This is a genomic window from Silvanigrella sp. (genome assembly GCF_044369315.1).
Lineage (GTDB): Bacteria > Bdellovibrionota_B > Oligoflexia > Silvanigrellales > Silvanigrellaceae > Silvanigrella.
Genome location: NZ_JBIPMD010000237.1, coordinates 1 through 4,798 on the forward strand (window position 1 = coordinate 1; position 4,798 = coordinate 4,798).

Consider the following 4,798-nt stretch of genomic DNA (forward strand, 5'->3'; position numbering starts at 1 on the left):
CAAAAAATAATAAAATATTACATTTGAGTCTTGAGAATGCAACACCTCATGAATCAAAATTTATCTTGCCAATAATAGAAAAAATGCCTAAAAAATTAAAACCATTAATTCTTATTGGTGATAAAGCTTATGATTCATTTCCCATAAAAAATCAGTTACAAGAATTAGAAGTTAAATTAATTGCTCCTAATAAAATAAATCGAATAAATAATAGGCAAGATGGACGTAATCTTCGTCGATATAAAAGAAGACACATAGTTGAAAATTATTTTGCCGATTTACAAACATTTCGTAGGGTGATTATTCGTTATGAAAGAAAATCAGAAAATTATCTGGCATTTGTGAAACTAGCAGCAATTTGCTTAAATTTCTGGAAATTCAATATTGGTATGAAAATTGTTGCTTGAAATTATGTTGGACAGCCCCTAATATTTTCCGTGTTTTTGTTAAAAATTTCTTTTTGAAGTTCCCTATTTAATTCATTTATAGAATGAAATACTTTATTTTGATTGTTTAAATTTGAAGTAAGATATAATTTATTATCTTTTTTTTGAATTTGGACTAAATATCTTTTATAAGTTTTTGTTAAATAGTCGATTTTTTCACCTTCAGTAAATGAATCTTGATATACTTTAAATGAGTTTTCTATGTCTTTTGATAAGGCATCATTTATTGAGGTTTCTAAATTAGAATTTTCTTTTGACGAGTTAGAGATACTTAAATTATTGAAATCGGAAGCACTTTTATTTCCATAATTGTTAAATTTTGAGCATCCTGAGTGAAAAGCAATTCCCGTTATAGCAAAAAAAGAAATAAGAGAGAGTTTTTTTTTAATCATTCGATTTCCTTGATTTAAAATATTTAAAACAAAATAATTTTTTTATAATTTATAAAAAAACAAAAATAACAAAATTTGTTATTTTAAATTTTAAAAAAAGTAAATATATATTAAAAATATTACAAAAATAATTTTATTAATATATAATAAATTGTTTTTAAATTGATATTATATCAATTATTTAAATAATTTGATTATGATAAAAAAATATATTTAAAATAAATAAATAATAATCATATATATATTGTTTATAAAGTTAAATGGATTATAATTGATTTATCTCAAATGTATTCTTGCTATTTATTAATTTTTATTCTTGAGGATAGTAATGGATGAATTAGAAATACAAAAAGGCCTTGTTTTAAGATATCAAGATGTTGGAAATGGTTTTCCCATAATACTTGTCCATGGAACACCAAGTTCTTCAGATGAATTTATTGCTGTTATAAATAGCTTAAAAAATAGGTATCGAGTTATTGCACCAGATTATATCGGATTTGGAGCATCTGATAAACCAAAAAATTATAATTACACGATTAAAAATCATCAAGAAAATTTTTCAAAATTAATAAAACATTTAAATTTAAAAAAATTTCATATTGTTGTTCATGATTTTGGAGGTATTATTTCTCTGCCTTTTATCCTTGAAAATATGAATTTAGTATCAAGTTTAGTTATCATAAATTCTTGGGCATGGCCTATGAGTAAAATTGAATATTTTCCTACTTGGATGAAATTTTTAATGTCATCTGCACCAATGAAATTATTATATTTAAAAATGAATTATTCTCCAAAATTTTTTGTTAAGTTAGCTTGGGGAAAACATAGTCCTCTAACGAAAGAAAAACATCAAAAATATATAGAAAAGTTTAAAAATCAAGATGAACGATTCGGAACGTGGGGATTTGCACAAGCTCTTGCCAAAGAAAATGATGATGTCTGGAAAATAGAGGATCAATTAAATCAACTTTCTAAAATTCCAGTTTTGCTATTGTGGGGAGCTGCAGATAAATTAATTACACTAAAATCATATGAATATTGGAAAAAAATGATTCCAAATGCAAAGACGAAAATATTAGAAAATGTAGGTCATTTTGTTGCGGATGAAGCACCCGAACTTTTGGTAACAGAAATTGAAAATTTTTATTCAAAATGATTTTCTATTTTAAATTTGATATGAAAATGGGAATGGTATTCATTTTAATTAAATTTGTAACTAATTATATTAGGTATTCGTGATAATTTTTTTAAGTTGCATTAACTCTGTAATTATAAATTTAGGTTGAATATCTGCTTTTGGTTGTCCCCCGCTTTTGTGAAACCAACAAGTATCTATTCCAAATTCATTAGCACCTAATATATCGGCATGTAAATTATCGCCTATCATAAGGACTTCTTCTTTTTTTGTATTTAGGTGTTTCTTTAATGCGATTTCAAAAATTTCAGGCTGTGGTTTACGAAAGCCTGTTTCTTGGGAAATTGTTATAGAATCAAAAAAGGGAAAAAGTTCAGAGCACTCAAATCTATTTTTTTGAGTATCGGTAAAACCATTTGTAATGATTCCAATTTTTATATTTAATGATTTAATAAACTTACAGATTTGTAAGGCATAGGGGATCAAATGTGTACTTTTTGAAATTTTTTCTATATAATAGTCGCCAAAGATTTTAGGATCTTGATTGATTTTATGAGTTTCAAAAATGTTTTTGAAACGGAGTAATCTTAATTCATCAGAGTTAATGGAGCCTTGTTCCAATTTTGCCCAGAGTTCTTTATTTGATTTTTTATATTCGTAATAAAGTCTATCCGTATGATAGCTTATATTAAAGTGCGAAATGGACTCTCGAAAAGCAATTTCTTGAGATTTGCTAAAGTCAAAGAGAGTATCGTCAGCATCAAAAAAAACAAGGGAATATTTCATAAATAGGAGCCTTTCCATTAATTCATCCGATTTGAATATGGCAAAGCCCTTAAATAACTGCAAGGAAAGTTTTAAAAATGGCAGTAGGTTGTCCTGAACAAATTTCAATAATGAGTGAACTTTTACAAAATAAAGTAATTATTTATTCTGCAACTTTTATATTTGTATGCGCTGTTTTGCATACTTTTTGTACCAGTCGAATTATAGCTATGGCTCATAAACGTCCAAAAGGATCCATATCAGAAAAAGTACTTCACTTTTTAGGAGAAGTAGAAGTCGTATTTGGCTTTTGGGCTTTTATATTTATTGCCTTAATTTCTGTTTATTTAGGTATGCCCGCATCGCTCAGTTTTTTAAATGAACTCGATTTTAAAGAAGCCATTTTTGTTTTTATTATTATGTGTATGTCAGCAACAAAGCCTGTTATGTATCTTGCCGATAGGGGAATAAATTTCTTATCCTTATTTTTCTCTAAAATATTTTTTGTACATCAAAAAATAGCTCTTTTTAGTTGTATTTATATATTTGGATCTTTATCAGGTTCATTAATTACAGAACCTGTTGCTATGACAGTATGTGCTTTATTATTGCAAGAACATTTCTTTTCAAAAACAGAAAATATGAGATTTAAGTATGCCATGCTTGGATTATTATTTGTTAATATTTCTATTGGCGGCACTCTAACTCATTTTGCTGCACCACCCGTTTTAATCGTTGCAAATACGTGGAAATGGGATCTTCAATTTATGTTTACAAATTTTGGCTGGAAATCAATTATTGCAGTTTTAATTGGAACATTATCAACTTCTGTGATTTTTAGAAATGCAATTAAAGATACTGAAAAAAGCCCAATTTTAAATGAAGAAAAGCAAAAAACACCCTATTGGATTATTGTTACCAATATTGTATTCCTCATTTTATGTATTGTTTACCATAAATATGTTTCGTTTTTAATTCCATTATTTTTATTATTTATTGGTTGGTTTGAGGTAACAAAAGAATATCATGATTCTTTAAAAATAAGAGAAAGTTTACTTGTTGGATTCTTCTTGGGTGGTCTTGTTACCTTAGGGGCTCTTCAACAATGGTGGCTTATTCCTTTAGTAAATTTATTGGAACCTGTTTCCATGTTTATTGGAGCTACAGCTTTAACAGCTGTTACAGATAATGCTGCTTTAACTTATTTAGGTACTTTAGTTCCTAATTTATCAGATGCTATGAAATATTCTCTTGTTGCCGGAGCTGTAGCTGGTGGGGGATTAACCGTAATTGCGAATGCGCCAAATCCAATTGGCTATGGAATATTAAATAAAAATTTGGGTGAAGATGGAATTAGTCCTCTTTATTTATTTTTAGGCTCTTTGCCTTATACATTTATTGCGATTTTATGTTTGATTTTTCTTTAAGAAGATTTTGGTTTATAGGTTGGAATAAAATATAATTATGAAATAATATTATTACTAAATATAATAATAAAAAAAGTTCGCACACCACGAGTCCTGCGAATTTTTTTATGCTCAAAAAGCTTCTAAAATATTCTTTATTACCATGGTTAACTTAATTTAGATAAAATAACAGAATGGAAATAATAAGAACTCTATCTACAATGGAAAAATAGTATTTGATCTCAAAAAAATATCTATTGTATATACAATAGAGTCGGAGGCACAAGGAATGCTTAAAGTTAGTATTAGAATTTTGAGGAAACTCAAGGATAAGCAGGCCAGTATAGAAGACATCCGCGAACAGCACAAAACGATACCCCAACACTTTAGTTTATCTCAGTGACCGATAATGGAAGAAATCTTAAAATTGTTTTCATTGAGAAATTAAATGGAGATATCGAAATTAAAAGTGCTTATTCGCCTAACGAGAGGGAGATTAAAATCTATGGCAAATACACGCAAAATAATTTGGTATGATCCCCGAAAAGTGGACTATTAAATTTCATAATTTTCTTCATATTCTAAAGGTGCATGATAATCAAGGGCAGAATGAGCACGAATTCGATTATAAAACACCTCTATATATTCTATGAC

The 4,798-nt window shown here is 27.5% G+C and carries 6 protein-coding genes; 3 read left to right on the forward strand and 3 right to left on the reverse strand.

The window, feature by feature from the left end; translation table 11 throughout:
* Positions 1-407: transposase (locus ACIQ56_RS14430; RefSeq protein ID WP_397601746.1), on the forward strand; the 407-nt coding region annotated here is incomplete at its 5' end.
* 2 nt (positions 408-409) lie between these two features.
* Here the strand turns inward: ACIQ56_RS14430 and ACIQ56_RS14435 are convergent.
* Entirely contained in the window at positions 410-838 is a 429-nt protein-coding gene (locus tag ACIQ56_RS14435; protein ID WP_397601747.1) for a hypothetical protein, read from the reverse strand.
* A 328-nt stretch (positions 839-1,166) separates the two neighbouring features.
* Here ACIQ56_RS14435 and ACIQ56_RS14440 point away from each other — a divergent pair, with 328 nt between their 5' ends.
* The gene (locus ACIQ56_RS14440; RefSeq protein WP_397601748.1) at positions 1,167-1,994 is read left to right on the forward strand and encodes an alpha/beta fold hydrolase; all 828 of its coding nucleotides are present in this window, start codon (positions 1,167-1,169) and stop codon (positions 1,992-1,994) included.
* Between the two features lie 69 nt (positions 1,995-2,063).
* Here ACIQ56_RS14440 and ACIQ56_RS14445 read toward each other — a convergent pair whose 3' ends face one another.
* On the reverse strand, positions 2,064-2,777 hold the full coding sequence (locus ACIQ56_RS14445) for a YjjG family noncanonical pyrimidine nucleotidase (RefSeq protein WP_397601749.1): 714 nt from the start codon (positions 2,775-2,777) through the stop codon (positions 2,064-2,066).
* Between the two features lie 59 nt (positions 2,778-2,836).
* Between ACIQ56_RS14445 and ACIQ56_RS14450 the strand changes: the two genes are divergently transcribed.
* A complete protein-coding gene (locus tag ACIQ56_RS14450) occupies positions 2,837-4,165 on the forward strand; it encodes a putative Na+/H+ antiporter (RefSeq protein WP_397601750.1) in 1,329 nt (442 codons plus the stop codon).
* A gap of 534 nt (positions 4,166-4,699) precedes the next feature.
* Here ACIQ56_RS14450 and ACIQ56_RS14455 read toward each other — a convergent pair.
* Positions 4,700-4,798 (reverse strand): IS3 family transposase (locus tag ACIQ56_RS14455; RefSeq protein ID WP_397599331.1); only part of this gene is annotated, 99 nt, incomplete at its 5' end.

Coding starts and splice junctions, on each gene's coding strand:
- ACIQ56_RS14440 (WP_397601748.1), top strand. CDS start 1,167: ATGGATGAATTAGAAATACAAAAAGGCCTTGTTTTAAGATATCAAGAT.
- ACIQ56_RS14450 (WP_397601750.1), top strand. CDS start 2,837: ATGGCAGTAGGTTGTCCTGAACAAATTTCAATAATGAGTGAACTTTTA.
- ACIQ56_RS14445 (WP_397601749.1), bottom strand. CDS start 2,777: ATGGAAAGGCTCCTATTTATGAAATATTCCCTTGTTTTTTTTGATGCT.
- ACIQ56_RS14435 (WP_397601747.1), bottom strand. CDS start 838: ATGATTAAAAAAAAACTCTCTCTTATTTCTTTTTTTGCTATAACGGGA.